This window comes from Actinomadura sp. NPDC048032, assembly GCF_040653175.1.
GTDB lineage: Bacteria > Actinomycetota > Actinomycetes > Streptosporangiales > Streptosporangiaceae > Spirillospora > Spirillospora verrucosospora.
Window position 1 is genome coordinate 1 of record NZ_JBEZJP010000071.1, and the last position, 25,710, is coordinate 25,710.

Genomic DNA, 25,710 nt, shown 5'->3' on the forward strand with positions numbered 1-25,710 from the left:
ACGACGGTCTCCCAGGTGGGGTTGAGGACGCCGAGGCCGGTGAGCGCCAGCCCGTACGCCGCGACGAGCAGGGGCGCGGGCGGCGAGCTCGTCGGGCACGGGTGGTCGCTCCCGGGACAGGTCCTGGCTGAGCAACGTCATCTCGCTGAGCGGTGTCATCTCGTTCTCCCCGGCCGCCCGTGGGCGCGGTCCCCGCGCGGGGACCGCGTCCACGGGTTCGATTCGGCCGATCACCGGCGTGCTGGGCATCGTCGCCTCACACGGCCACTTCGTCGGGCCGCGGGTGCTTGCGCGGGCGGCCGCGCGGCCGCTTGCGCGGCACGATCACACCGCGGACGAACAGTTCGCCGCCCCAGACGCCCCAGGGCTCCTTGCGCTCCAGCGCCCCGGCGAGGCACTCCTTGCGGAGCGGGCACTCCAGGCACAGGGCCTTGGCGAGCTCGACGTCGGCGGGAGCCTCGGCGAAGAACAGCTCCGGATCGGTCCGGCACGGAAGCGTGAGGTCCTCCTCGCTTACTGCGAGAGCCCCCTGCATCACAGTCACCCTTGTTCCTCTCGTTGGATCTCAACGGGCGTGTCGGTGGGTCTGGACAAAGAAGAAGGCCGCGGATCCGGTGTCGGATCCGCGGCCTGGGGGCTTGCCGGCCTTGTTCTAGACCGGTCGTCGCCTCCAGGGGTACGGACCCGACACGCCACCCGTGAAGGTGACGCCCGTGTGGGCCGTGGCCGGAGCCGGAGCGCTCATGTCCTCGAGAAGGTGTTCGAAGACACTGCGCCCCTGGTCGTCCTGGATTCGCTGCTCGAAGCGCAGATCGCACAGATTCGTGCCGCGCAGCCCGCGCTCGTCGCGCCGCCACATGCCGCGCTCACGCTGCCGCAGGGCGGACGCCTCGAAGACGGACGCCTCGACATACGCGGCGGACTCGCCGGGCTTCGAGACACGGGTCATCGGGGCGGGCACGGAGGTGCCGAGCATCGAGGTGCCGGGGCAGGCCGCGGTCCAGGACGCGAATTTGATCAACGTGTTGCTCACCGGACTGCACACCACCTCTCGGGCTCCTCGGGCCGTGTCCGGCGGATCCAAGATCCACACCGGTCGGCCGGTTGATTGCTCGCGTCGAGCGTACGGGGACTCCGCCGAATCAAGCAAGATATTTTTGACCTGCGGTTTCGTGGGCGACCTCACCCGGATTCCGCAGAACCCCGGGCGTCCCGCGAGCGTCGAAACTCCCGGGCGCCCCTTACGGAACGATCATTTCACGGACGGGCCGCCGGGCGCCTCGCGTCCGGTGTCGGAGACCCGGACCAGGCCCTCCTGCATGACCGACACGACCAACTCCCCCGAGCGGGTGAACACCTGGCCGCGGGCGAGCCCGCGGGCGCCGCCGGCGAACGGCGTGTCCTGGTAGTACAGCAGCCAGTCGTCGGCGCGGAACGGCCGGTGGAACCACATCGCGTGGTCGAGGCTGGCGCCCATCGTCCGCTTGTCGCCCCAGGCCAGCCCGTGGTTGAGCAGGACGGTGTCGAGCAGCGTCATGTCCGACGCGTAGGTCATGAGGCACACGTGCAGGAGCGGGTCGTCCGGGAGCTCGCCGTCGACCTTCAGCCACACCTTCGACTCGGGCGTGGCGAGGGCGGGGTCCTTGGCCGCCTCCCACGTCAGCGGCGTCGCGTGCCGAATGTCGAACGGGCGGCGGGTGACGAACTCGCGCGCGCCGACCTCGCCGAACAGCGGCGTGAGGCGGGTCAGGCCGTCCGGCAGCGACTCCGGGGCGGGGGCCTCGGGCATCGGCGCCTGGTGGGACGGGCCGTCCTCGACGATCTGGAACGACGCCGACAGCGTGAAGATCGCCTTGCCGTGCTGGACGGCGGTGACGCGGCGGGTGGTGAAGGACCGCCCGTCCCTGACCCGGTCGACGGTGTAGACGAGCGGGACCAGCGGGTCGCCGGGGCGGATGAAGTAGGCGTGCAGCGAGTGGACGGGCCGGTTCGCGGGGACGGTGCGCCCGGCGGCGACGAGCGCCTGACCCGCCACCTGCCCCCCGAACACGCGCTGCCGCCGCTCCTCGGGGCTGCGGCCGCGGAAGATGTCGTTCTCGATCTGCTCCAGGTCGAGCAGGTCCAGCAGTGCCTTCAGCGATTCCTTCACGGCGGCCAGTCTTCCCTATCGGTACGAGTGAGCCAGGTCTCACCCCGCGTCACCGGCGCCTCCGCGCCGCCCCGCCACGCCCGCGGCGCTAGTGCCCGCACAGGCCGAGGACGGCGTCGCCGTAGCGGTCGAGCTTCACCCTGCCGACGCCGGGGATGCGCGCCAGCTCCTCCATCGACTCGGGGGCGTGCTCGGCGATCGCCTGGAGCGTCGCGTCCGTGAACACCACGTAGGCGGGCACCTTCTGCTCGACCGACACCCCGGCGCGCCACTCCCTGAGCGCGAGGAGGATCTCCTCGTTCAGCTCGGAGGGGCAGTCCTCGCAGCGGCCGAGCTTGCGCTCGACGGCCGCGGTCAGCGGGCGCCCGCAGACGCGGCACGGCTGCGGGCCCTTGGCGGGGCGCCGCTTCGACCGGTCGACGCGCGCGGGCGTGTGCGTGGTGGTCTTGCCGGTCAGGCCGTCGAGGAAGCGGGACGGGCGGCGCGCCTGCGTACCGCCGGGCGAGCGCGCCAGCGCCCACGACAGGTTCAGGTGCACGCGGGCCCGCGTGACGCCGACGTACAGGAGGCGGCGCTCCTCCTCGATCTGCTCGGGCGTCTTGGCGTAGACGATGGGCAGCGTGCCCTCGGCCAGCCCGACGAGGAACACCGCGTCCCACTCCAGGCCCTTGGCGGCGTGCAGCGAGGCGAGGGTGACGCCCTCCAGCGGCGGCGCGTGCTGCGCGGCGGCGCGCTCCTCCAGCTCGGCGACGAACTCGGGGAGCCCGGCCCTGGGGTCGTCGGCGGCCATGTCCTCGGCGAGCTGCGCCAGCGCCGCGAGGGACTCCCAGCGCGCGCGGGCCGCGCCCGCGCCCTCGGGCGGCCGGTCGGAGAACCCCGCCCCGCTCAGCACGTGGCGGACGGTCTGGATCAGCCCCATCCCGTCGGTCTCGGCGTCGGCGCCCGCCCTGGCCGCGCCGCGCAGCCGGACGACGGCCTCGCGCACCTCGGGCCGCTCGAAGAAGCGCTCCGCGCCGCGCAGCACGTACGGGACGCCCACGGCCGCGAGCGCCGACTCGTACGTCTCGGACTGCGCGTTGATCCGGTAGAGGATCGCGATCTCCCGCGCGGGCACGCCCTCCTCGATCAGCTTGCGGGCCCGCCGGGCGGCGTCGTCGGCCTCGGCGACCTCGTCGTCGTACTCGTTGAAGACGGGCTCGGGCCCGTTCTCGCGCTGCGCGACCAGCTCCAGCCTGTACCGCGCGCCCCGCGCCTGCCCGATCACCCCGTTCGCCAGCCGGACGACCTGCGGCGTCGAGCGGTAGTCGCGGACGAGCCTGACGACCTTGGCGTCCGGGTGCTCGCGGGTGAAGTCGAGCAGGTGGGAGGGGGACGCGCCGGTGAAGGAGTAGATCGTCTGGTTGGGGTCGCCGACGACGCACAGGTCGTCGCGGTCGCCGAGCCAGGCGTCGAGCAGCATCTTCTGCAGGGGGTTGACGTCCTGGAACTCGTCGACGACGAAGTACCGGTACTGCTCGCGGACCTGGTTGGCGACCTCGCGGTGCTCGGTGATCACGGCGGCGGTCAGCTCCAGCATGCCCTCGAAGTCGAGCAGATTGCGCTCGCGCCTGAGCTGCTCGTACATCGCGTAGACGCGGGCCACGTCGACGATCTCGGCGGGCGGGCGGCGGCTCGCCTTCACGACCGCGGCGGGGTAGTCCTCGGGGCGGTTCTGGGTGACCTTCGCCCACTCGATCTCGCTCGCGACGTCGCGCAGCTCCGTGCGGCCGAGCGAGAGCCGGCACGCCCGCGCGGCGTCCGCGACCAGCCCGATCTTCGAGTCGACGATCTTCGGCGGCTCGCCGCCGACGACGCGCGGCCAGAAGTAGTGGAGCTGCCGCAGCGCCGCCGCGTGGAACGTGCGGGCCTGCACGCCGGGCGCGCCGAGCTGCCTCAGCCGGCTGCGCAGCTCCCCCGCCGCCCGGGTGGTGAACGTCACGGCGAGCACCCGCTGCGGCGTCACGACGCCGGTGAGCGTGGCGTAGGCGATCCGGTGGGTGATGGCCCTGGTCTTGCCCGTCCCGGCGCCCGCGAGGACGCAGACCGGGCCCTTCACCGCCTCGGCGACCGCCCGCTGCTCGGGGTCGAGTCCCTCCAGCACCGACTCAGCTGACATTCCCCCATACTCGCAGCCCGCCTCACCTGCATCGGCCATCCCGCCGCCTGTGGACGGCGCGGAATGCGAAACGGCTGTCTACTGTTCTTCCGGAGGTACACCCCCGAGCGCAAGGAGACGCGGAAGCGATGGCGACGCCGACGACCGACCGGGCCAAGGGCGCGGCCGGCCAGCTCACCATGTACACGACGTCCTGGTGCGGTTTCTGCCGGCGGCTGAAGAGCCAGCTGGCCCGCGACGGCATCCATATGGTGGAGATCGACATCGAGCGCGACCCCGAGGCCGCCGAGTTCGTGATGAGCGTGAACGGCGGGAACCAGACGGTCCCGACCCTGGTGTTCCCCGACGGCACGGCCGCGACCAACCCCAGCGCCAAGGAGGTCAAGCGCCGCCTCGCGCAGATCGCCGACGCGGGCTGAGACCCACGCGAAAGGCCCGCCGACCGTCCGGTCGGCGGGCTTCGCACGCCCCTAGAACGGCGGCATCTTGGGAAGCTCGCCGCCGTACCAGCGCATGATGATCTGGGCGGCGATGGACAGCGGGCCCGGCGCGACGATCTCGCCCGCGTCGATCGCCGCGCGCAGCTCCTCGCGCGTGTACCAGGCGGCGTCCAGGATCTCCTCGGGGTCGGGGCGCAGCGGGAGGTCCCCGTCCGTCTTCGCGGTGAACCCGAGCATGAGGCTCCGCGGGAGCGGCCACGGCTGGCTGCCGAGGTAGCGGACGTCCCGGACGGGCAGCCCGACCTCCTCCTGCACCTCCCGCGCGACGGCCTGTTCGAGGGACTCGCCCGGTTCGACGAACCCGGCGAGGATCGAGCGGCGGTCGGCGGGCCACTGCGGGCCGCGGGCCAGCAGCACGCGGTCGGCCTCGTCCGTCACCAGCATGATGACGGCGGGGTCGACGCGGGGGAAGTGCTGCGAGCCGTCCTCGGGGCAGACGCGCACGTGCCCGGCGGACGCCACGCGCGTCTCGGCGCCGCACCGCGGGCAGAACCGGTGGGTCGCGTGCCAGTGCTCCAGGGCGACGGCGTGGGTGAGCAGGCCGGAGTCCTGGTCGCCGAGAAGGGCGCCGACGCGGCGGAGCCCGGCCGGCTCCGCCCCCTCGATGACGGGCAGCGGGCCGCTCACCCCGAAGTGGGCGACGCCGTCGCCGTCGACGCCGAGGAGCCACCGGTCGCCGTCCGGCGCCTGGTCCGGCGGGACGAGGACGAGCGCGGGGACGGGCTCGAAGGCGACCGGCGACCGGCCGTCCTCGATGACCAGGACGCGCGTCCTTGGGTCGGCCCACGCCTCGTCCAGCCAGGCCTCGTCGCGCCGGTTCAGCGCGACGCGGTCGAGCGTGCCGCGCGCGAGCGCGAGCCACTCCAGCGGGGCGTGCGGACTGTCCGTCGGGGCGTCGGTCATCGTGCTCCTCTCCTGCGTGTTCAGCGCAGCGCGGCCGCGAGTTCTTCCCACAGGTAGGCGGCGGTCTCGGCGCCCTTGAGCAGCAGGGGGATCTCGACCTTCTCGTTGGGGGCGTGGATGCGGTCGCCGTCCAGCCCGACCGCGACGAAGATCAGCGGCGCGTCCAGGATGTCGGCGATGTCGGCCTCGGGGCCGCTGCCGCCCTCGCGGGTGAACAGCACCTCGGTGCCGAACGCCCGCTCCATGGCGCGCCGGGCGGCCTTCACGCCGGGCGAGTCGATCGGCGAGAAGCAGGGCCGGACGCCGCCGCCGGACACGCGGACCTCGGCCTCGACGCCGGGCGGCGCCTGCTCGGCGACCCACGCCTCGAAGCACTCCTGGATCTTGCGGGGGTCCTGCCCGGCGGCGAGCCGGAACGAGATCTTGGCGTGCGCCTCGCGGGGGACGATCGTCTTGCCGCCCGGACCGGTGTGCCCGCCCCACATGCCGTTGATCTCGGCGGTCGGCCGCGCCCAGACGCGTTCGAGGGTGGTGTAGCCCTTCTCGCCGTGGGCGGCGCGGCTGTTCCCGGCGGTGCGCAGCCACTCGGCCTCGTCGAACGGCAGCTTGGCGAACAGCTCCCGCTCCTCGTCGCTGAGCGGGACGACGTCGTCGTAGAAGCCGGGGACGGCCACGCGGCCGTCGTCGTCGTGCAGGGCGGCGAGCAGCGAGACCATCGCGTGGAGCGGGTTGGGGACGGCGCCGCCGAACGAGCCGGAGTGCAGGTCGCCGTCCGGGCCCCGCAGCGTGACCTCGGCCTCGGCGAGGCCGCGCATGCCGGTGCACATGGACGGCACGTCCGCCGCCCACATCGTGGTGTCGCTGATGACGACGGCGTCGCAGGCGAGCCGGTCGCGGTGGGTGCGCAGCAGCTCGGCGAAGTGCACCGAGCCTGACTCCTCCTCGCCCTCGACCAGCAGCTTGACGGTGACGGGCGGGGCCTGCCGCCCGGACGCGGCGAGCGCCGCGCGGATGCCGAGGGTGTGGAAGAAGACCTGGCCCTTGTCGTCGGAGGCGCCGCGCCCGACGAGCCGGTCGCCCTTCTCCACGGGCTTGAACGGGTCGGTCTCCCATTCCTCCAGCGGCTCGACCGGCTGGACGTCGTGGTGGCCGTAGACGACGACCGCGGGAGCCTCCGGGTCCTCGGCGGGCCATTCGGCGAACACCGCCGGCAGGCCGGGGGTCTCCCAGACCTCGACGGTGGGGAAGCCCTGCCCTCGCAGGTACTCGGCGAGCCATCCGGCGGAGGTGCGCACATCCTCGGCGTGCGCCGGGTCCCCGGAGATGGACGGGATCGCCAGCCACTCCTTGAGGTCGGCGACGAACCGGTCGCGGTCCGCCTGGATGTAGGCGACTACATCGTTCACCTGCATGCCCCTTCGCATGTCGTAATGTCGGGCTGAGTTACCTCTGTCCGGGGTCTCCGGACGTCCCGACCCCTCGGGTTCCCCGAGACTGGAGAATCACAGTAGGGGATCCCCTTGCCTCGATCGCGGGAGTGGCCTTGATCCTCATCGACCCGCCGCTGTGGCCCGCGCGGGGCCGCGTGTGGTCGCACATGGTCAGCGACGTGTCCTACGACGAACTGCACGTCTTCGCCGCCGAACTGGGCATGCCGCCGCGGGCGTTCGAGCGCGACCACTACGACGTCCCGTCGGAGCTGTACGAGGCGGCGCTGCTCCAGGGCGCCGAAGCGGTGGGCTGCCAGGAGCTGCTCCTGCGGCTGACCGAGGCGGGCCTGCGCCGCCGCAAGGCGTCCCGGCCCCGGCCGGTGCCGGACGGCCGGCTCGGCGTCTAGGCGTTGAGGAGGAGGAGTTCGGTCCGCATGTTGCCGCGGGCGCGCTCCTCGAAGCGCTCGCGCGCGGCGGGCGTGTGGAAGAGCCGGGGCAGGGCCAGGAGGCCGTTGAGGACCTCGGCCCGTCCGGCGCGGAAGAACTCGTCGGGGACGAACGCGTACTCCTCGCGGACGGCCGCCGCGTAGGCCGCGTACTGCTCGGGCTCCGCGCCGAGGACGGCGAGGTCGGCGTCGCAGAGCACCTGCCCGTCCCGGTCGTCCTCCTCCGGGGCGTGCGTGGCGGTCAGCTCGACGAGGCGGACGACCCGCGCGACGACCGCCTCCGGGAGGTCGGTGTCGGCGAGCATGCGCGCGGCCAGGCGGGCGCTGCGCTCCTCGTTGTCGGCGCGCTCGGGGTCGTAGACGGCGTCGTGGAACCAGGCGGCGATCCGGACGGCGTCGGGGTCCTCGGCGTGCCCGGCCAGCTCGTCCACGAGATCGAGCACCGCGGCGAGGTGCGCGCGGGTGTGGTAGCGGCGGTGCGGCTCCCCGTAGCGCTGGTCGAGCTCGGTCCCGATGTGCCGGGTGTGGGGCCCCGCCAGCGCCACCCACCGGTCGACAAGATCCATGGGCCCATCCTGGCGGATCGCGGGACGGGCCGGGACACGCGGTGCCATCGTTCTTGCGTGCGGAGGGCGCCCCGGCCACTATGGTTGATCACTGCGAGTTAGGCAAGGCTTACCTCACTCACTGGAAGGGCCGGTCGTGGCCGCCTCTCTCTACCTGGTCGCCGGCAAGGCGACCGACTCGGTGACGCACGGGTTCCTGCCCGCCGCCGCGCGCCTGGGCCTCGACGTCACGCTCCTCACCGACCGTCCCGCCGACCACGACACCGGCGTGCCGGTGGTCGAGTGCGAGGTCTCCGACTTCCGCGACATCATCGCGCGCGTCGAGGACACCGCCGCGCGCGGCGGGGGCCGGCCCGCCGCCGTGTTCTCCAACAGCGACTTCCTGCAGGCGCCCGCCGCCTTGGCCGCCGCGTACTTCGGCCTGCCCGCCAAAGACTGGCGGGCGGCGACCCGCGCGAAGAACAAGGCGCTCATGCGGCGGCACCTGGCGTCCCTCGACCCGGTCTTCTCGGCGGACGCGGGACGGGTCCCGGCGGACGCGCCGTATCCGCTCGTCGTCAAGCCGCGCGAGGGCGTGGCGAGCGAGGACGTGTTCCTCGTCCACGACGCCGTGGAACTGGCCGCCCGGGTGGAGGAGATCAGGGCCCGCCGCGGCGATCCGCTCGTGGCCGAGGAGTACCTGCCGGGCCGTCTCCACACGCTGGAGACGCTGGGCGACGGACGGGAACTGCGGGTGCTGGGCTCGTTTCGCACGACGCTCTCGCCGCCGCCGTTCTTCGTGGAGGAACGGCTTGAGTGGGCGCCCCCTCCCCCGGAGACCGGGGAGGTCCTGCGGCAGTTGGAGGCGCTGGGGGTCGGCTTCGGGGCGTGCCACACCGAGTTCGTCGTCCATGAGGGGCGCGCCCGCGTCATCGAGGTGAACTACCGGCTGATCGGCGACCACTGCGACTTCCTGCTGGCCGATCTGCTGGGCGTGCCCCTCTTCGAGCAGATCCTGCGGGTCCATCTCGGGGCGGCCCTTCCGGGGCGGCGGGTCCCCCGTCCGCGCCATGCCGTCGCCGAGCCGGTCATCGCCGATCGCTGCGGCACGCTCACCGCGGCTCCCGGCCCCCTGCGGTTCGAGGACGGCCCGGTGCGGCTGGCGTACCGTCCTCAGCGCGCGGTGGGCGACACGGTCTCCCTCACCCGGACCAACCGCGACTACCTCGGCACTGTGCGCGCCATCGGTCCGGGACCGGACGAAGTGAACGCCGCCCTGGCGCGGTTCCGCGCGACCCACGACTGGACGATCGCGTGACGGGCGACGATGGCGAGGGCCCGCTCGCGGCCCGCGTTCTGGACGCGTTGCTGAGGGAGGACTACGCGGGCCTGAGGCGATTCGTCCGGGGCCGCGCGTTGGAGCTTCCGGGCCGTTCCGTGCGTCTTCTGGAGGCCCGGCCCGCCTTCCTCTCGGAACTCGTCGTGGATCCTGGGCAGGGCCTGAGGCTGAACGACGTCTTCCATGCCGTTCGCCTGGTCTCCGACCCGCGTGACGACACGGCGTCCTTCGAGCGCGAGTGCCTTGAGGCCCTGGCGACCATCAAGCTGCACGACGACGCGCGTCCGGCCGTCCACAGGCGGCTGGGCCGCCTCCCGGCCGAGCTGCGCAAGGGCCCCGGCACGTTCTACGAGACGCTGGCGGCCTACAACGACCACCCTGTGCATCCGACGGGCCGGAGCCGTTCCGGACTCTCCCTGGGCGAACTGAGCCGCTACGCACCCGAGTTCGCGCCGTCGTTCCCGCTGCGCTGGGCGGCCGTGCCTAACGCGACGCTGGCTGGGACGCTCCCCGCATGGTGGCCCAGGCCGTCCGACGTCGGCCTGCGCCTGGACGACGCGGCCGGAGCGCTGTTTCCCGTCCATCCGCTGGCGGCGCGGCAGGTGCGCTCCCGGCCCGGCGTTTCCCTCGCGCCCGAGCCGTACCTGCACGTCACGCCCACCTTGTCGATGCGGACGGTCGCCGCGGCACCGCTCGACCACGTGAAGATGCCGCTGCCGACGAGCACCCTCGGGCTGCGCAACCGGCGCACCATCATGCCCGGCACCCTCCCGGACGGCGCGCTCGTCGAGCGGATTCTGCGCCAGGTACTTCTGCAGGAGCCGTCGCTTCCCGTGCTCCTCGCCGACGAACAGACCTACGGCCACGCCGACGACCCGCTTCTCGGCTATCTCGTGCGCCGTTTCCCGTCCGAGACTGCGCGCGCGCACATCGTCCCTGTCGCTGCCCTGCTCGCCGAGGCACCGGACCGCGGTCACGTCATCGAGCGCTGGGACGTCGAGGAACTGTTCGGCGCCTACCTGTCGGCACTGTTCTCCTGGAACGTCACGCTGTTCCGGTACGGCATAGCGCTGGAGGCGCATCAGCAGAACGTGGCGCTCGTCCTGGACGAGTCTCCGCTGCGCCTCCTCATCAAGGACAACGACGGTGCGCTCATCGACCCGTCCCGCCTCCGCGAGCGCGTCACGCTCACCCCTGGCACTGACCCACGCGACCTCGTCGACCACCGGATGACGACGTCCGACCCTGATGCGCTCGCCCGCGTCTTCGTCACCATCACCCTGCATCTGTGCGCCGCGGCGCCCGCGCTGGGCCTGGCCGAGCGCGGCCTGCTCCCCTGGCGGGCCGGGCGCCGGATGATCCGCGAACGGCTCGACGCCGCCCTCGGGCCCGAGGACGCGTTCCTGCGCGCCCGCACGCTCGACGCCGACACGCTGCCCGGCAAGGCCATGGTCACCGCCGGGACCCTCGTCGACAAGGCGAGGACGGGCGCGGCCGACATCAACAAGCACTACGGCCCGCCGGGGCCCAACTACCTACTGGACACGACGTGCTGCTGACAGAACCGGCCGTCACGGCCGACGACGCGACCGCGACCGCCCTGCTCAACTGCCTGATCCGGGAGGTGTGCGGGCCGGAGCAGCAGGTCTGGCCGGACGGCGCCCGCCTGGTGTTCCGGCTGCCCCGCGCGGGGGTCGTGCTGCGCGCGGGACTGGCGCGCCCTCCGGTCGGGGCGACCTACCGCCTGGCGCCGCCCTACGAGGAGCGCCGCGAGGACGACTGGATACCCGCCGCCTGGGGCAGGCTGGCGAACCTGGTCGCGGGCGAACTGGAACTGGCGACCGGCTCCCCGAACGCGGAGTTCCTCGCCCAGGTGGACGACAGCCACACCGCGCTCACCGCGATCCTCGCCGCCAGGGGCGAGTCCGCTGAGGACCGCTCCATCGACTACATCGGGTCAGAGCAGTCCCTTGTCGCGGGGCACCGTTTCCACCCGTCCCCCAAGGCCCGCCAAGGGTCGCCGGAGGAGTGGCTGGCCTACGCGCCTGAGGCGAGGGCGCGATTCCGTCCGCTGTGGCTGGCCGTTCCTGCGGAACTCGTCGCCGAGGAGGGGGCCGCGGAGGCGTTCGCGGCTTTGGAGGCGCACGGCCCCTCGGCGCCGCCCGGACGTCGGCTGCTTCCCGTTCACCCGTGGCAGTTCTCCTTGCTGGCGGACAATCCCGTCTTGCAGAAGGCTTTGGCGAACGGCTCTCTAGTCAATCTCGGTCCATCCGGCATGGAGGCGGTGCCCACTTCGTCCGTCCGGACCGCGTACCTGCCGGACGCCGACGTGTTCTGCAAGTTCAGCCTGGACGTGCGCATCACCAACTGCGTCCGTAAGAACGCCTGGTACGAGCTGACCGGGGCGATGACGCTCGACGAACTGCTGCCGCCCATCCTGGAAAAGCTGAACGCCACGTTTCTCAGAGAACCCGCCTACCGCAGCGTGGCCCTCCCTGACCGACGCCTGTACGAGGGCCTGGGGGTAATCCTGCGGCAGGGCGTCAGATCCCTTCCCGGCACGCCTCTCCTTGCCGGAGCCCTGGCCGATCCCTATAACGCGGTCCTCGCTGGCCTGCCCGCCCTCTCGTCTCTGGAGGGCGCCCAAGCTTGGTGGGACGCGTACGTAGCCCATGTGGCACCGCCTGTCCTGGGCACCTATCTGGACCACGGCGTCGTCCTGGAACCTCATCTGCAGAACGTCCTCGTCTGCGTCGACGCCGACGGGATGCCAGTCCATGCCGTCTTCCGCGACATGGAGGGCACCAAACTGACCGCCGGCCAGTGGGATCTGTCGCATCTCCCCTCCCGCGTGGCCGAGGGGCTCACCTACTCCCCCGACGAGGGCTGGAACCGTGTCGTCTACTGCCTCCTCGTCAACCACCTCACCGAGATAGCCGCCGCCGTGGCCGACCTCCACCCGCCCTTGGACGAGACCCTCTGGCGCACGGCGCGCAAGCACTTCGCCGCCTATGACCGCCACCCGCAGGTGAGGGCTCTTCTCGCCGGTGTGCCGCTGCCCGCCAAGGCCAACCTCCGCACCCGCTGGTCGCGGACGGCCGACCGCGGCGCGGCCTACGTCCCCGTCCCCAACCCGCTCGCCGCGTCCCGACCGCTGTGAACGACCTCGCGCTCGGCCTCGACCGGTACCCCGCCTACGTCTATGACCTTCCCGGCCTCGAAGCCCACGTCCGCGGCATCCGTGCCGCGCTGCACGGCACGGAGGTCTTCTACGCCGTCAAAGCCAACCCGGACGCCGAGATCCTCCGGACTCTCGCGCCCCACGTCGACGGCCTGGAGGTGTCGTCCGGCGGCGAACTCGCCCACGTCCGGGAGACCCTCCCCGGCAAGCCCGTGGCTTTCGGCGGCCCCGGGAAGACCGCTGACGAACTGGAGTCCGCACGCACGCTGAAGGCCGACCGGATCCACGTGGAAAGCCCTAACGAATTGGTCCGCCTCGCCGGCATGGGGCCCGCCGACGTCCTGCTCCGCGCGAATCTGCCCGTGAACGTGCCGGACGCCGCCCTCACCATGAGCGGCCCTTTCGGCATGGACGAGGACGCCCTCGACCTTTGCGCCCGCCTTTTGACCGAGCACCCGCACCTCACGCTTCGAGGCGTCCACGCCCATCTGGCATCCGGCCTGGACGCTCCGGTGATGCTCGAACTGGCCCACCGGATAGCGGAATGGGCGATCCCCTGGCTCCGCTCCCGAGGAGTGGACGACCCCGAATTGAACGTCGGCGGCGGAATGGCGGTGGACTACACCTCCCCGGAGGCCCGCTTCGACTGGCAGACCTACGGGGCAGGCCTAAGGCACATTCCAGCGAAAGTCCGCATAGAGCCGGGACGGGCGATGACCGCCTACCACGGCTGGTACGTCACCGACGTCCTGGACGTGAAGACCACGCGCGGAGAGACCTACGCCATTCTCAGAGGCGGCACCCACCACCTGCGGACTCCCGTGACGAAGGGCCACGATCAGCCTTTCGAGGTTCTGACCGCGAACGGCCCGGAGCGCCCGGCGACCCTGGTCGGCCAGCTCTGCACCCCGAAGGACGTGTTCGCACGCGACGTCCTCGTCCCGCCCCTCGCGCCAGGCGACGTCATCGCCTTCGCCATGGCCGGCGCCTACGCCTGGAACATCTCCCACCACGACTTTCTGATGCACCCCAAGCCGGCCTTCCACTACCGGCGCTGAGCGAGACGGCCGTCAGCCGCGAGGGCTTCCGTACCAGCGCCAGGACGTCACGCGCGGGTGGCCGGGAAGGTCCCCTCGACCGGTGGCCCACAGCAGCGTCGACCAGGGGTCGGTGTCCTGCGGCGCGCCGGGGAACAGGCGTCCCAGCACGCGGGCGCACAGGTCGGCGGGCGGCTCCCACGACAGCCCCAGGCCGTCCGCGAGGTCGTGCATGTGGACGAGGGTCTCGACGATCCCCATCGCGGCGAACCCCTCGGCGTCCGATGCGCCGAAGGTGTGGTGCGCGCGGACGTCCGGAGGCGTGCGGCGGACCACGGCGGACAGCATCCCGCCGCACGCGTCCAGCACCTGCAACAGCCCCGCGGGCCCGGCGCTCCTGTCGGCGTGGACGGCGTTGGCCGGCCCGCCGGGACGCCGGCTCTCCCAGACGAACGGCACCTCGCCGTCCGCCGGCGGCGTCCTCGGCGCGATCTGGGCGGCGTAGGCGAACAGGTCGTCGCTGAGGTGCTCGACGGTCTCCCAGCAGCTCCATTCGAGCGACCCGGCCTTCCCGTCCCAGGCCTCCGGCGGCGCCTCCCGCAGAGCGGCGACGGCCAGCTGGACGGCGAGGTCGAGATCGTCTGCGGTCACGGCAGCGGTCGAGTTCGGCATGGCCCGACGCTACTGGACGCCGCCGGTCAGCCCATCGGCGCGGCGGTGCCGCTCACGCCGACGCCCGCGTCCCCCGGCGGGACGTCCACCAGCAGCCGGCTGGGACGGCCCATGTCCTCCCCCTGGTTGACGGTGATCTCGGCGGGGGCGGAGACGAGGCCCAGCGAGCGCAGGTACCCGCCGAAGGCCGCCGCGGCGGCGCCGGTCGCCGGGTCTTCCACGACCCCGCCGGGCGGGAACGGGTCGCGCGCGTGGAAGACCGTCTCGCTCTCCCGCCAGACGAGGTGGACGGTCGTCCAGCCGCGGCGCGCCATGAGCTCGCCGAGGGCCTCCCAGTCGTAGTCGAGGTCGGCGAGCCGGGCGCGTGTGGACGCCGCCAGGACCAGGTGGTCGTTGCCCGCGTTGGCGATGCGCGGCGGCAGTTGCGGGTCGAGTTCCCCGGCCTCCCAGCGCAGCGCGGCCAGCGCGGCGGCGAGATCGGCCTCCTCCACGGCCCGGACGGTGGGCGGAACGCTCGTGAGGGTGGCGAGGACGCGGCCGCCCGCCTCCCTGGTCTCGACCCCGACCTCGCCGGCCGGGGTCCTCAGCCACACGGTCCCCGTCCCCCGGCGCTCGGCCAGCGCGACGGCGGTCGCGATCGTGGCGTGCCCGCAGAAGGCGACCTCGGCCAGCGGGCTGAAGTAGCGGATCGCGAACCGGCCGGGCGCGCCGCCCTCGTCCACGAGGAAGGCCGTCTCGGAGAACCCGACCTCGGCCGCGATCTCCTGCATGCGCGCGTCGTCCAGGCCCCGGGCGTCCAGGACGACCCCGGCGGGGTTGCCGCCCTCGCCGTCCACGTCGAATGCGGTGTAGCGGAGTACTTGTGCGCTGTCGCTCATGCGGGCAGTCTGCTCCAAGGACTAGCATCGCGTCCAACGATGGTTATTGATCGAGCACATCGGGAAACTCGATGGACACGCGCCTCCTCACCACCTTCCTGGCCGTCCTGCGCACCGGCGGGATGACCGCCGCCGCGGCGGAGCTCGGCTTCGTGCAGTCCACGGTCACCGCGCACGTCCAGGCGCTGGAGCGCCTCGCCGGGACGCCGCTGCTCGACCGCCGCCCCGGCGGCGTCTCCCCCACCCGCGCCGGTTCGCTGCTCGCCGAGCACGCCCGGGGCGTCCTCGACCTCCAGGAGCGCATGCTCGCCGAGGTCGGCGCCGCCGCCACCGAGCCGTCCGGCCCGGTGCGGGTCCGGGCGCCGGAGTCCGTGTGCGCCTACTGGCTCGCGCCCCTCCTGCCCCGGTTGCGGGCGCGGCTCCCGGACGTGACCCTGTCGCTGTTCCCCGCCGACACGCGGACCGCTCTCACCGCCCTCGCCGACCGCCGCGCCGACCTCGCGCTCGTCCTCGACCCCTCGCCGGACCCGTCCGGGGCGGACCTCGTCGACCTCGGCGCCCGGCCCCTGTCTCTCGTCGGGGCGGCGGCCACGGCGCTCCCCCGGGACCGGCCCCCGGCCCCGGCGGAGCTGGCCGCGACCGGCGTCCTGCTCCTGGAGGAAGGCTGCTCCTACAGCGACGAGCTCGCCGCCCTCGTCAAGGCCGCCGACCCCGCGGCGGACCCGCCCCGCTTCGGCGGCGTCGAGACGGCGAAGCGCTGCGCGGCGGCGGGCCTCGGCGTCACGCTGCTGCCCACGGTCACGGTCGCCGACGAACTCGCCGCCGGTGCGCTCGTCGAGCTGCCCCTGCCCGCCGGCCTGTCCCGGCACCACCTCTGGCTCGCCGAACCGGCCTCCCGCTGGCGCTCTCCCGCCGTCCACGCCGTGCGCACCGCCCTGATCGACTCGATCAGGGCGGGCACGCCCGGTCCAACCCCGCGCGCCTAACGTCCGGTCTTCGCGCGCTCGTAGTGCCGGGCGGCCTTGGCCCGGTTCCCGCAGACCGCCATGGAGCACCAGCGCCGGGTGCCGTTCTTGGTCGTGTCGTGGAAGTGGAGCACGCAGCCGGGATGCGCGCAGGGCTTGATCCGCTCGGGACTGCCGGCCATGAGGCGCAGGTAGTCGGCGGCGGCCGACCAGGACGGCAGCCAGGCGGGGTCGTCGGTCCGCGGATGGCTCTCCGGGCCCTCGGGCCCGAGCCGGTGATGCAGCGCGCCGCGTTCCAGGACGCCGTTGAGCGCGGCCACCGCCTGCGGGGACGGGCCCTCGTCCACGAGCGTCAGAAGGATGTCGCGGGTCTGAACGGCGGCGTCGAGCGCCGCCCGGGTGGCCGCCGCGCGTCCGTCCAGCCCGGCCGACCGCAGCCAGACGGCGAGGCCGTCGGTGGAGTCGAGCAGGTCGCGCCGGACGCCGTCCTCGACCCACCGGGTGTTGAGCAGGTCGAGGCAGAGCGGCTCCCCGACCAGCGGACGAGGGTCCGCGGCGTCCCGCCTGGCGGTTCCGTCTTCCGGCTGCACACCTCGATTCTACCCGCCTATCCCGCCTTAGCCGGTTGACGTCGGCACCTCTAACCTCTTATCTTCAGTTAGCCAGTTAGATCAAGACCGGGCGCGACGGCCCGGGTTTGCGAGGTGTGCCATGGAGACGGTCGCCATCAAGTCCCTGCAGACGGGGCACGTGGGGCTGAACGTGAACGACCTGGATCGGTCCTTGCCCTTCTACCTGCGCGTCTTCGGACTCCAGGTGCAGGCCCGGGGCGACGAGCCCGGCCGCCGCTGGGCCTTCCTCGGCCGGGACGGGCGGCTGGTGCTGACCCTGTGGGAGCAGAGCGACACCGTCTTCGCGACCCGCTCGGCGGGCCTGCACCACCTGTCCTTCCAGGTCGAGACGATCGAGGAGGTCAGGGCCGCCGAGCAGGTGCTGCGCGACCTGGACGCCGCGTTCGCCCACGACGGCGTCGTCCCGCACGGCGAGGGCGCCTCCTCCGGAGGCGTCTTCTTCACCGACCCCGACGGGACCCGCCTGGAGATCTACGCGCCCTCCGGCGCCGGCACCGCCCCCGCACCCAGCGGAGCGGCCCCCACCTGCGGATTCTTCTGACCCACCGGCACGTCGAAAGGAGGCCGCCGTGGCGGCCGACGTCTACCACCGAGGCGAACGAGCCGCCCAGCGGCGCGCCGGGCTGCTGGACCAGGGCGCGTTCTCCTCCCGCGCCGTCCGCGCGGAGATCCCCGAGGTCGCGCGCGGGTTCCTGCTCCAGCAGCCGATGCTGGTCCTGGGCGCCGCCGACGACCGGGAACGCATGTGGGCCACCCTGCTCACCGGGCGGCCCGGCTTCCTGCACGCCGAGGACGACCGCACCCTCGCGATCGACGCCCGCCCCGCGCCCGGCGACCCGCTGCACGACCGGCTCACCGAACCGGCCCCGGTCGGCATGCTGGCCGTCGAACCGGCCCGGCACCGCCGGATGCGGATGAACGGCCGAGCCGTCCCGACCGCGCGCGGCCTGCGCGTCGATCTCGACCAGGTGTACTCCAACTGCCCCAAGTACATCCAGAAGCGGCAGCCCCGCTGGGAGCAGGCCACGCCGTCCGCGCCGCGCCGGTCGCGCGCCCTGACCGGCGACCAGCAGCGGTGGATCACCGGCGCCGACACGTTCTTCATCGCCACCGCCGGCCCCGACGGCCACGCCGACGCCTCCCACCGCGGCGGCGCTCCCGGCTTCGTGCACGCGCCGTCGCCGACCGTGCTGCGCTGGCCGGACTACGCCGGCAACGCCATGTTCAACACGCTCGGCAACCTGGAGGTCCGGCCCCGGGCCGGACTGCTCTTCTGCGACTGGCGCACCGGCGGCGTCCTCCAGCTCACCGGCACCGCCCGCACCGACTGGGACCCCGCGCACGCCGCCGCGGTGCCGGGCGCCGAACGGCTGGTCGAGTTCACCGTCACCGACGTCGTCGAGACGGCCGGAGCGTCACCGCTGCGGTGGAGCGACCCCGTCCCGTCCCGCTTCAACCCGCCCGCGGCCCTGGATCTCCCCTCCTGACCGACGTCGCCCTGCGGCACACTCGACGTTGGCCATCGCTAGAAGATGCCTTTGCTCGGCCGAGAGCCGGGTATGCGGGAAGCGAAGCCGGGTCATCGGAGGAGTGACGTGCTGTTGCTTGAGCGGGTGCGGGGTGCTGCGGAGGCGGGAGTCAAGGCGGCTCGGGCGGTGCGGGACGCCGGGTTGGTGCGGCCCGTCCGGCCTGATCGGGCCGCGCGGCTGCTGTTCCCGTACGCGCGGTACGGGCCCGTCCCCGCGACGCTCGGCGCGATGGCCGCGCTGCGGTTCCCCGACCGGACGGCCCTCATCGACGAGCGCGGGGCGCTGACCTACGCGGAGCTCGAACGGCGGGCCGCGTCGCTCGCCACGGCGCTCGCCGGCCGTGCGGGCGACGGGAAGATCGGGATCCTGTGCCGCAATCACCGGGGGTTCGTCGAGACCGTTCTCGCGGCGACGCGGCTCGGCAACGACGTCGTGCTGCTGAACACCGACTTCTCCGGCAGGCAACTGGGTCAGGTCGTCGAACGCGAGGAGATCGAACTCCTCGTCCATGACGAGGAGTTCGGGCCGGCCGTCGAGGAGTCGGGGTTCGGCGGGGAACGGGTCGTCGCCTGGGCCGACGGCGGCGGGGCGCTCGACTCGCTCGTCGCGGAGACCGCTCCCGAGCCCGTCAAGCCCGAGCGGGCGAGCCGGGTGGTCCTGATGACGTCCGGGACGACCGGCACGCCCAAGGGGGCGCGGCACGACCTGTCCGCCTCGTCGCTGCTGCCCGCGGCCCTGAGCCACCTGATGCGCGTCCCCGTCCGGTCGGGCGCGCCGATCGTCATCGGGCCCCCGCTCTTCCACCTGCTCGGCTTCGCCTACACCACGGTGGGGCTCGCCATGGGGATGCCGCTCGTCCTGTCCCGCCGCTTCGAGCCCCGGCAGGTGCTGGAGACGATCGCGGACTGCCGGGCGGAGGCGCTCGTGGCGGTGCCGGTGATGCTCCAGCGGATCCTGGACGTGCGGGACGCGCCGCCGACCCCGGCGCTGCGGGCGGTCGTCTGCGGCGGGGCGGCGCTGCACCCGCACCTGTCCGAGGCGTTCATGGACGCGTTCGGCGACGTGCTCGTCAACGTGTACGGCGCGACCGAGACCGGGTGGGCCACGATCGCCACGCCCGAGGACCTGCGGGCCGCGCCCGGCACGGTCGGCAGGCCGTCCTTCCGGCTCACGATCAAGGTGCTCGGGGAGGACGGGCGGGAGCTGCCCGCCGGCGAGACCGGGGAGGTCTACACCGGCGGCGGCCTGCGGTTCGCCGGGTACACGGGGGGCGGCGGCAGGCGGACGCGGGACGGCCTGACCGGCACCGGCGACCTCGGGCACTTCGACGCGGCGGGACGGCTGTTCATCGACGGCCGCGCCGACGACATGATCGTCTCAGGTGGGGAGAACGTGTTCCCCGCCGAGGTGGAGGACCTCCTCGGCGGCCACCCGGACGTCGCGGAGGCGTCGGTGACCGGGGTGGACGACGAGAGGTTCGGGCAGCGGCTCGCCGCGCACGTCGTCAGGACCGAGGGGGCGTCGGTCACCGAGGACGAGCTCAAGGAGTACGTGCGTGCGCACCTGGCCCGGTACAAGGTCCCGCGCGACATCCGGTTCGTCCGGGAACTGCCCCGCACCAGCACCGGCAAGGTCAAGCGGCGGCCGCCGGCGGCCGATGAGGGAAACGCCCGGGCCCAGGGCCGCGAGGTCCCGGGCGTGCCCCGTCCCGAGGGTCAGGCGGCGCCGGCGCTCCGCTTGGCGGCCATGCAGATGCGGGCGAGGTCGTTGAGGGCGTCGGCGCGGCGCTCGTCCAGCGTCCGGCGGTCGCCCGGCCCGGCCTCGGCGAGGGTGTCGATGACCAGGGAGAACACCGGCCACTCGGCGGGCCCGATGGCGCCCTGGAAGTCGACGCCGTCCTCAAGGTCGTCCAGGTCGAGGTTGCGGGCGAAGGTGGCGAGGGCGGCCTCGGCCGCGACCACGCCGATGCGCATCGCCAGCGCGGCCGGCTCGCGGTCGAGAGCACGCGCGGTGCTAGAACCCATGTTCGACAACATAGACCACACGCGTCACACGCGTCGAAAGTTTGCTCGAAAAAACGTCTACCCGGCGATGGCCTGCTGGAAGACGTAGGAGTGCGTGAAGTGCAGGACGCCGTCGACCATGCTCGGGCGCATGCCGGTCGCGGGGCCGCCCGCCAGCTCGTCCCGCAGCTCCCGCCTGATCTGCTCCGCGGTGTCGGAGGGGGTGTGCGAGAACTCCAGCCACGGGTCCAGCGGGCGGGTGTGGTCGAACCGGTCGGCGCGCTTGACCTCCGCGCCCGCCGCCGCCACGAGCTCGGCGATCCGCGCCTCGGTGAGGGCCTCGCCGTGCGAGGGGTCGCGGAGGCGCTCGATGCGGTCGGGGTCGCCGTCCAGCCCCTCGGGCCGGACCAGGTCGGCGATGATCAGCGCCGCGCCGGGGCGGCTGACCCGGGCCATCTCCCGCACGACGGCCTCCGGGTCGGCGACCTGGTGCAGCGAGAAGCGGGTGACGACGAGGGTGAACGACCGGTCGAGGTAGGGCAGGGCGGTGGCGTCGCCGTGCGCGAAGGTGACGTTGGTGAGCCCGGCGTGGTCGGCGTCGCGCTTGCCCTCGGCGAGCATCGCGGGCGTGAGGTCCAGCGCCGTCACGTGCCGGACGCGGCGGGCGATCGCGCGGGCCACCATCCCGGTCCCCGCGGCGACCTCCAGCACGACGTCCTCCAGGTCGAGCTCGGGGTCCATGAACCGGACGAGCCGGTCCAGGTGGCGGGTGAAGGCCGCGTTCAGCCTCGGGTCGGAGAACCCGGCCGCCTGCTTGGAGAACTCCCGTACCACCTTCTCGTCATGGGTCACCGACACGTCGCCTCCTCGGATGGTTGCCCGGATCATCCCCGAAACCACGCACGGTGAACAGAGGGCGGCGGCGAAACCCTCAGGCGGCGGGGACGCCGTCCAGCAGCGCCGCGAGCCCGGCGGCGTCGAGCAGGTCCGCGGGACGGACCGTGACCTCGGCGGAGACGTAGTGGAACGCGGCGCTGACCCGATCGACCCCCACCCCGGCGAGCTCGGCCCACGCCAGCCGGTACGCGGCGAGCTGCACGGCGGCGAACCGGGCCTCGTCCCCGCGCGGCGGGGAGCCGGTCTTCCAGTCGACGACCTCGTACCCGCCGTCCCGGGACCGGAACACGGCGTCCATCCGGCCCCGGACCAGCCGGTCGCCGATGACGGTCTCGAACGGCACCTCGATGTCGAGCGGCTCGCGCGCCGCCCACTCCGACCGCTCGAAGCGCTCGCGCAGCGTCGCCAGGTGCGCGTCGTCGGCGGCGCCCTCGTCGGCGGCGCCGGGCAGCTCGTCGGGGTCGAGGAGGCGCTGCTGCCCCCAGCGGCCTTCCAGCCAGGCGTGGAACGCGGTGCCGCGCCGCGCGTAGGGGGCGGGCGGGCGCGGCATGGGACGGCGGATCTGCCGCGCGAGCGCCACCGGGTCGCGGGCCAGCGACACCAGCGACGACACCGACAGGTGCGCGGGAAGCTCGACGAGCAGGCCGTCGCCCCCGCGCCCCCGGTCGCGCTCGGCGAGCAGCAGCTCGACGTCGCGCGCCCACGCCGTCATGCGCCCCCGGTCGGCGTCGGACAGCCCGGCGTCCCCGGCCCAGTGGCGGGTGCGCCCGGCCATCTCGTCCTCGACCATGCGGGCGCCCTCCACGACCGCCTCGTAGCGCGCCCGCGCCGACAGGTCGGACCGGCCCCGCTCCCCCGGCGCGACGGGCCACTGCGCCTCGTCGGGGTCGGCGAGCAGCGGGTTGGCGGCGCCCTCCTCCGGCGGGTCGGCCCACACGGCGACGGACCCGGCCCCGGCGAGGCACACCGCCCGCACCTCCTCCAGGAACGGCGACGGGCCGAGCGGCCGCCCCGAGGACCCCCACCAGTAGCCGGTGGTGATCAGCAGGCTGGACGCGCGGGTGACCGCGACGTACGCGAGCCGCCGCTCCTCCCGCAGGTCGCGCTCGGAGCACGCCTGGTCGAAGGCGGAGAGGTCGTCCTTCTCCAGCCCGGTCAGCGCGGGCAGGTCGGCCCGGTCGCCGCGCAGCATGAACGGCAGGACGCGCGGGTTCGCCGTCCAGCGGGTGGCGTTCTGCGGCGGCGAAGGGAAGATCGACCCCTTGGCGGGGGATCCGTTCTTCTGCGGCGTGTAGGCCAGCCCGGGGACGACGACGACCGGCCATTCCAGGCCCTTGGAGGCGTGCACGGTGAGGAGCTTGACGCTGTCGGTCTCCCCGACCCGCCCGGCCTCCAGCCCGAACTCCTCGGTCTCGGCGGCCTTGAGGTAGGCGAGGAACGCGCCGAGCGTCGGGTCTTCGGCGTCGCCCGCGAAGGTGGCGGCGGCGTCGATGAACGCGTCGAGGTCGGCGCGGGCCGTGACGGGGTCGAGCCCGGACCGCGCCGCGACCTCGATGTCGAGGCCGAGCGTGCGCTCGACCTCGTTGACCAGGTCGGGAAGCGGCAGCCCGACCTGTCCGCGCAGGGCGCGCAGCTCGTCGCGGAGGCGGCGCAGGCGCCCGTGGCCCTCGGGCGAGAACGCGTCGGGCGGGCCGAGGTCGTCGAGCGCGTCGACGAGGCTGCCGGTCTCCTGGTTCAGCTCGCTGACGAGCTGCCGCAGGGGATCGTCCCCGGGATCTTCCTCGCCCCCCTCACCGGGCGCGATGTCGGAGGCGGACGTCATGTCGAACGAGGGGGCGGCCTCTTCGCGGGGCGCGGCGCCGGACTCGGCGACGCCGGGCGCGGGGCCGGGGTCCTCCTCGGGCGCGGCGGCGGGTTCGGGGCGGGTGATGTCGCGGGCCGTCTCCTGGGCCAGGGCGCGGGCCCGGCGGCCGAGGGCGACGAGGTCGCGGGGGCCGAGGCGCCAGCGCGGGCCGGTGAGCAGGCGGGCGAGGGACGCGCCGGCGGTCGGGTCGTGCATGACGCGCAGCGTGGCGACGACGTCCTGCACCTCCGGGACGGTGAGCAGGCCGCCGAGCCCGACCACCTCGACCGGGATCCCGCGCGCCTCCAGGGCCCGCCTGATCAGCGGGAACTGGGACCGTTTCCGGGCGAGGACGGCGACGTCGGAGTAGCAGAGCGGCTCGGTCTGGGGGCCGCCGTCCGGGGCGGTCCCGGGGTCGGCGGCCATGAGCCCGGCGATGCGCGCGGCGATGCGGTCGGCCTCGTCCTCGACGGTGGGGAAGAGGGCGCATTCGACGCGGCCGCGCCCCTCGCGCCCGGCGCCCGGGACGAGGCGGGGCACGGCCTTCGTCTCGGCGCGCAGCTCCTCCTGCACCCTGGCCGCCGCCTCCAGGATCTGCTCGCCGTTGCGGAACGAGCGGCTGAGCTGGACGACCGGAGCCGCCACGGGACGTCCGCCGGGGGCCGCAGCGGGCTGCGAGGGGAAGTCGTAGGCGAAGCGCAGCAGGTTCCCGGCGCTCGCGCCGCGCCACCCGTAGATGGACTGGCACGGGTCGCCGACGGCCGTCACGGGATGCCCGCCCGCGAACAGCGACTTGAGCAGGACGAGCTGCGCCTGGCTGGTGTCCTGGTACTCGTCGAGCAGGACGACGGAGAACCGGGACCGCTCGATCATCCCGACCTCGGGATGCCTGTGGGCGATGCGGGCCGCCAGGGCCATCTGGTCGCCGTGGTCGATGACCTCGCGGTCGGCCTTCGCGCGCCCGTACGCCTCGACGAGCGGCATGAGCTGCTCGCGGACGGCGTGCTTGGCGAGGATGTCGCGCTGCGCCTTGAGCGGCTTCTTCACCACGGCGAGCCGCTCGTCGAGCCACGCTCCGACCTTGCGGACGTCCTCGGCCGTGCGCAGGTGCTCCGACAGGTCGCCCGAGAGCTCCATGACGGCCTTGGTGACGGTGTCGGGCTGCCAGTCGATCCGGTCCATGGGGCCGTGGTAGGCGTCCACCACCCGGGAGCAGATCTGCCAGGCGACGGCCGGGGAGATCAGCCGCATCGTGGGTTCGAGGGCCTCGCGCAGGGCGTGGTCGCCGAAGAGCCGCGCCGCGTACGAGTGGTACGTGGACACCATCGGCTCGCCGTCGAACAGGGCCTCGCCGCCCAGCCGCTCCAGCTCGTCGCCCGGCAGGACCTCGCGGAGCCGGTCGAGCCGCTTGCGCACGCGCACGCCGAGCTCGGCGGCGGCCTTGCGGGTGAAGGTCAGCCCGAGGACGCGCTCCGGCCGGACGAAGCCGTTCGCGACCAGCCACACCACCCGGGCGGCCATCGTCTCGCTCTTGCCCGACCCGGCGCCGGCTATCACCGCCATCGGCGCCATCGGCGCCTCGATCACCCGGGCCTGCTCCTCCGTCGGCGCCGGGATCTCCAGCAGCCGGGCCAGCTCTCCCGGCGTGATCACCTCGCTCCCCCCGAGCTAGTCAGTCACCCACCTGCCCGCCCTCGTCATGGACGGGGCAGCAGGAGCGTACGGGACAGGTGCGACACTTGTCGTTCGCCCTGGCCTGGAAGACGTCGCCGGCCATCCCCGTGGCGACGATCTCGACGAGCCTCTTCGGCCACTCGGGGTCGGCGTCCTCGGCGGGCGGGGGCTGCTCCTGCTCGCGCGCCTTCGCCGTGAACGCGGCCTTGCCGACCTGGATCAGCTTCGCGCCGCCCGGCTCGATCAGCCCGTGCCGCTCGAACGCGCCGAGCATCACCGCGTACTGGTACACGCCGAGCTGGGGATGCCGGGCCAGCTCGTCCTTCGGGACGGCGGTCGAGGAGGTCTTGATGTCGATGATGACCGCGCGGCCCTGGTCGTCGCGTTCCGCGCGGTCGATGCGGCCCTTGATGACGACGCGGCCGAGGTCGACCTTGAACGACTCCTCCAGCGCGACGACCTCGTTGGGGTTGTCGCGGTGCCAGGCGAGGAACTTGTCGACCATCCTCGCGGCCTGCTCGCGCTGCTTCTCCGAGTACCACGAGCTGCGGAACTCCAGGTCCTTCCAGATCTCGTCGAGCCGCTGGGCGACGTGGACCTCGTCGACGCCGTCGTCCGCGCCCGCCATCTCGGCGACGGCGTGGACGACCTTGCCCATGGTGCTGTACTCGTTGGGCCCGCCCTCCTGGGCGCCGACCGCCGAGGCGAGCAGCCAGCGCAGCCCGCACGTGGTGAACGCCTCGACCTGGGACGGCGAGATCGTGATGGGCTCGTCCTCGGCGAACGCGGGCCCGCCGTCGGACAGCGCGGTGATCGCGTACCAGTTCTCCGGCCGCGCGCCGCGCACGCCCGCGCGCGCCAGGCGGGCCAGGTGCCCGGCCGTGGTGCGGGAAAACGACGCCCGCCGTCCTCGGCCTGTCCTCGCGCCGCCG

23 protein-coding genes are annotated in these 25,710 nt (G+C 73.5%); 10 read left to right on the plus strand and 13 right to left on the minus strand.

Going from position 1 to position 25,710, the window contains the following annotated elements:
• Positions 1–256: 256 nt before the first annotated feature.
• The 4 genes from AB0C69_RS12775 to AB0C69_RS12790 form a co-directional block, all read right to left on the minus strand.
• Positions 257–535 (minus strand): WhiB family transcriptional regulator, encoded by a 279-nt coding sequence (locus AB0C69_RS12775; protein WP_052357680.1) that lies wholly within the window; start codon positions 533–535, stop codon positions 257–259.
• Between the two features lie 117 nt (positions 536–652).
• Complete coding sequence (locus AB0C69_RS12780; protein ID WP_360353063.1) at positions 653–1,033, minus strand: hypothetical protein; 381 nt, start codon at positions 1,031–1,033, stop codon at positions 653–655.
• Positions 1,034–1,252: 219 nt separating this feature from the next.
• Positions 1,253–2,149, minus strand: a complete 897-nt coding sequence (gene tesB / locus AB0C69_RS12785; protein WP_345184460.1) for an acyl-CoA thioesterase II — start codon at positions 2,147–2,149, stop codon at positions 1,253–1,255.
• Between the two features lie 88 nt (positions 2,150–2,237).
• Positions 2,238–4,304 carry an ATP-dependent DNA helicase UvrD2 gene (locus AB0C69_RS12790; RefSeq protein ID WP_360353065.1) on the minus strand — a complete coding sequence of 689 codons (2,067 nt, stop codon included), beginning with the start codon at positions 4,302–4,304 and terminating at the stop codon, positions 2,238–2,240.
• 128 nt (positions 4,305–4,432) lie between these two features.
• Here AB0C69_RS12790 and AB0C69_RS12795 point away from each other — a divergent pair, with 128 nt between their 5' ends.
• Entirely contained in the window at positions 4,433–4,723 is a 291-nt protein-coding gene (locus AB0C69_RS12795) for a mycoredoxin (protein ID WP_345184466.1), read from the plus strand.
• A 51-nt stretch (positions 4,724–4,774) separates the two neighbouring features.
• Here the strand turns inward: AB0C69_RS12795 and nudC are convergent, their stop codons facing one another.
• Both nudC and AB0C69_RS12805 read right to left on the minus strand, forming a co-directional pair.
• Positions 4,775–5,707: an NAD(+) diphosphatase gene (nudC, locus tag AB0C69_RS12800; RefSeq protein ID WP_345184469.1), complete on the minus strand. Its 933-nt coding sequence runs from the start codon at positions 5,705–5,707 to the stop codon at positions 4,775–4,777.
• Between the two features lie 20 nt (positions 5,708–5,727).
• On the minus strand, positions 5,728–7,113 hold the full coding sequence (locus tag AB0C69_RS12805) for a dipeptidase (protein ID WP_345184471.1): 1,386 nt from the start codon (positions 7,111–7,113) through the stop codon (positions 5,728–5,730).
• A 137-nt stretch (positions 7,114–7,250) separates the two neighbouring features.
• Here AB0C69_RS12805 and AB0C69_RS12810 point away from each other — a divergent pair, with 137 nt between their 5' ends.
• Entirely contained in the window at positions 7,251–7,544 is a 294-nt protein-coding gene (locus tag AB0C69_RS12810) for a DUF4031 domain-containing protein (RefSeq protein ID WP_345184473.1), read from the plus strand.
• On the opposite strand, the gene AB0C69_RS12815 is transcribed toward AB0C69_RS12810, so the two are convergent.
• Complete coding sequence (locus AB0C69_RS12815) at positions 7,541–8,149, minus strand: HD domain-containing protein (RefSeq protein WP_345184475.1); 609 nt, start codon at positions 8,147–8,149, stop codon at positions 7,541–7,543. The two genes, AB0C69_RS12810 and AB0C69_RS12815, sit on opposite strands and share 4 nt — an antisense overlap.
• A gap of 136 nt (positions 8,150–8,285) precedes the next feature.
• Here AB0C69_RS12815 and AB0C69_RS12820 point away from each other — a divergent pair, with 136 nt between their 5' ends.
• Genes AB0C69_RS12820 through AB0C69_RS12835 form a run of 4 tightly spaced genes read left to right on the plus strand, consistent with a single transcriptional unit; the run spans position 8,286 to position 13,706 of the window.
• On the plus strand, positions 8,286–9,446 hold the full coding sequence (locus AB0C69_RS12820; RefSeq protein WP_360353068.1) for an ATP-grasp domain-containing protein: 1,161 nt from the start codon (positions 8,286–8,288) through the stop codon (positions 9,444–9,446).
• On the plus strand, positions 9,443–11,026 hold the full coding sequence (locus AB0C69_RS12825; protein ID WP_360353070.1) for an IucA/IucC family protein: 1,584 nt from the start codon (positions 9,443–9,445) through the stop codon (positions 11,024–11,026). The genes AB0C69_RS12820 and AB0C69_RS12825 overlap by 4 nt, the downstream gene beginning before the upstream one ends.
• Positions 11,017–12,627, plus strand: a complete 1,611-nt coding sequence (locus tag AB0C69_RS12830; RefSeq protein WP_360353072.1) for an IucA/IucC family protein — start codon at positions 11,017–11,019, stop codon at positions 12,625–12,627. The genes AB0C69_RS12825 and AB0C69_RS12830 overlap by 10 nt, the downstream gene beginning before the upstream one ends.
• Entirely contained in the window at positions 12,624–13,706 is a 1,083-nt protein-coding gene (locus AB0C69_RS12835; RefSeq protein WP_360353074.1) for an alanine racemase, read from the plus strand. The genes AB0C69_RS12830 and AB0C69_RS12835 overlap by 4 nt, the downstream gene beginning before the upstream one ends.
• 12 nt (positions 13,707–13,718) lie before the next feature.
• Here the strand turns inward: AB0C69_RS12835 and AB0C69_RS12840 are convergent, their stop codons facing one another.
• Together AB0C69_RS12840 and AB0C69_RS12845 are read right to left on the minus strand one after the other, a co-directional pair.
• Positions 13,719–14,357 (minus strand): DinB family protein, encoded by a 639-nt coding sequence (locus tag AB0C69_RS12840; protein ID WP_345184486.1) that lies wholly within the window; start codon positions 14,355–14,357, stop codon positions 13,719–13,721.
• A 26-nt stretch (positions 14,358–14,383) separates the two neighbouring features.
• A complete protein-coding gene (locus AB0C69_RS12845; protein ID WP_360353076.1) occupies positions 14,384–15,235 on the minus strand; it encodes a PhzF family phenazine biosynthesis isomerase in 852 nt (283 codons plus the stop codon).
• Positions 15,236–15,306: 71 nt separating this feature from the next.
• On the opposite strand from AB0C69_RS12845, the gene AB0C69_RS12850 reads away from it, so the two are divergent.
• Complete coding sequence (locus tag AB0C69_RS12850) at positions 15,307–16,221, plus strand: LysR family transcriptional regulator (protein WP_360353078.1); 915 nt, start codon at positions 15,307–15,309, stop codon at positions 16,219–16,221.
• Here AB0C69_RS12850 and AB0C69_RS12855 read toward each other — a convergent pair.
• Positions 16,218–16,790, minus strand: a complete 573-nt coding sequence (locus tag AB0C69_RS12855; protein ID WP_360353080.1) for a CGNR zinc finger domain-containing protein — start codon at positions 16,788–16,790, stop codon at positions 16,218–16,220. The two genes, AB0C69_RS12850 and AB0C69_RS12855, sit on opposite strands and share 4 nt — an antisense overlap.
• A 121-nt stretch (positions 16,791–16,911) precedes the next feature.
• On the opposite strand from AB0C69_RS12855, the gene AB0C69_RS12860 reads away from it, so the two are divergent.
• The 3 genes from AB0C69_RS12860 (at position 16,912) to AB0C69_RS12870 (ending at position 20,473) form a co-directional block, all read left to right on the plus strand.
• Complete coding sequence (locus AB0C69_RS12860) at positions 16,912–17,373, plus strand: VOC family protein (protein ID WP_360353082.1); 462 nt, start codon at positions 16,912–16,914, stop codon at positions 17,371–17,373.
• Between the two features lie 28 nt (positions 17,374–17,401).
• Positions 17,402–18,319 (plus strand): pyridoxamine 5'-phosphate oxidase family protein, encoded by a 918-nt coding sequence (locus AB0C69_RS12865; RefSeq protein WP_345184497.1) that lies wholly within the window; start codon positions 17,402–17,404, stop codon positions 18,317–18,319.
• Positions 18,320–18,427: 108 nt separating this feature from the next.
• On the plus strand, positions 18,428–20,473 hold the full coding sequence (locus tag AB0C69_RS12870; RefSeq protein ID WP_360353085.1) for an AMP-binding protein: 2,046 nt from the start codon (positions 18,428–18,430) through the stop codon (positions 20,471–20,473).
• Here AB0C69_RS12870 and AB0C69_RS12875 read toward each other — a convergent pair.
• The 3 genes from AB0C69_RS12875 to AB0C69_RS12885 form a co-directional block, all read right to left on the minus strand.
• Positions 20,443–21,222, minus strand: a complete 780-nt coding sequence (locus tag AB0C69_RS12875) for a methyltransferase domain-containing protein (protein WP_353831746.1) — start codon at positions 21,220–21,222, stop codon at positions 20,443–20,445. The two genes, AB0C69_RS12870 and AB0C69_RS12875, sit on opposite strands and share 31 nt — an antisense overlap.
• A 73-nt stretch (positions 21,223–21,295) precedes the next feature.
• Positions 21,296–24,757 carry an ATP-dependent DNA helicase gene (locus AB0C69_RS12880; protein ID WP_360353087.1) on the minus strand — a complete coding sequence of 1,154 codons (3,462 nt, stop codon included), beginning with the start codon at positions 24,755–24,757 and terminating at the stop codon, positions 21,296–21,298.
• A 19-nt stretch (positions 24,758–24,776) separates the two neighbouring features.
• On the minus strand, positions 24,777–25,710 hold a 934-nt coding region (locus tag AB0C69_RS12885), incomplete at its 5' end, for a PD-(D/E)XK nuclease family protein (RefSeq protein WP_360353089.1).

Bases quoted from the DNA above. Each gene is read 5' to 3' on its own strand.
- AB0C69_RS12775 (WP_052357680.1), bottom strand. From the start codon at position 535: ATGCAGGGGGCTCTCGCAGTAAGCGAGGAGGACCTCACGCTTCCGTGC.
- AB0C69_RS12815 (WP_345184475.1), bottom strand. From the start codon at position 8,149: ATGGATCTTGTCGACCGGTGGGTGGCGCTGGCGGGGCCCCACACCCGG.
- AB0C69_RS12790 (WP_360353065.1), bottom strand. From the start codon at position 4,304: ATGTCAGCTGAGTCGGTGCTGGAGGGACTCGACCCCGAGCAGCGGGCG.
- nudC (WP_345184469.1), bottom strand. From the start codon at position 5,707: ATGACCGACGCCCCGACGGACAGTCCGCACGCCCCGCTGGAGTGGCTC.
- AB0C69_RS12840 (WP_345184486.1), bottom strand. From the start codon at position 14,357: ATGCCGAACTCGACCGCTGCCGTGACCGCAGACGATCTCGACCTCGCC.
- AB0C69_RS12795 (WP_345184466.1), top strand. From the start codon at position 4,433: ATGGCGACGCCGACGACCGACCGGGCCAAGGGCGCGGCCGGCCAGCTC.
- AB0C69_RS12845 (WP_360353076.1), bottom strand. From the start codon at position 15,235: ATGAGCGACAGCGCACAAGTACTCCGCTACACCGCATTCGACGTGGAC.
- AB0C69_RS12860 (WP_360353082.1), top strand. From the start codon at position 16,912: ATGGAGACGGTCGCCATCAAGTCCCTGCAGACGGGGCACGTGGGGCTG.
- AB0C69_RS12850 (WP_360353078.1), top strand. From the start codon at position 15,307: ATGGACACGCGCCTCCTCACCACCTTCCTGGCCGTCCTGCGCACCGGC.